The following is a 413-nucleotide window of genomic DNA, read 5'->3' as shown; positions in this document are numbered from 1 at the left end:
TCGAACGCGGGATTATCGTGTCGTATGAGACAGTCCGCCGCTGGAGCCTGAAGTTTGGAGCGGCGTTTGCACGAAGGCTACGCAGCAAGCGCGCCACTCCTGGCGACGTGTGGCATCTCGACGAGGTCAGGATCGTCATCCGTGACCAGGTTCACTGGCTGTGGCGCGCCGTTGACCAGGACGGCTACGTTCTTGATGAAATCCTGCAGATGCGACGCAACACGAAAGCGGCGAGACGGTTCTTGACGCGGCTTCTCAGGAAGCAGGGCGCCAGGCCAAAACGCATGACTGCCGACAAACTGAGATCATACGGAGCAGCAAAGCGTCAGGTCATGCCGTGCGTGGAACACCGATCCCATAAAGGTCTGAACAACAGGGCTGAGAACTCACATCTGCCGTTGCGAAAGCGCGAA

1 protein-coding gene is annotated in these 413 nt (G+C 58.6%); it reads left to right on the top strand.

The features are described from left to right. Positions 1-413: IS6 family transposase (locus tag HK28_RS13415; RefSeq protein WP_143217435.1), on the top strand; the 413-nt coding region annotated here is incomplete at both ends.

The sequence above is a fragment of the Acetobacter sp. DsW_063 genome, assembly GCF_002153745.1.
Lineage (GTDB): Bacteria > Pseudomonadota > Alphaproteobacteria > Acetobacterales > Acetobacteraceae > Acetobacter.
The sequence above is the reverse complement of the archived record's forward strand: the minus strand, read 5'-3'. Positions and strand labels throughout refer to the sequence as shown.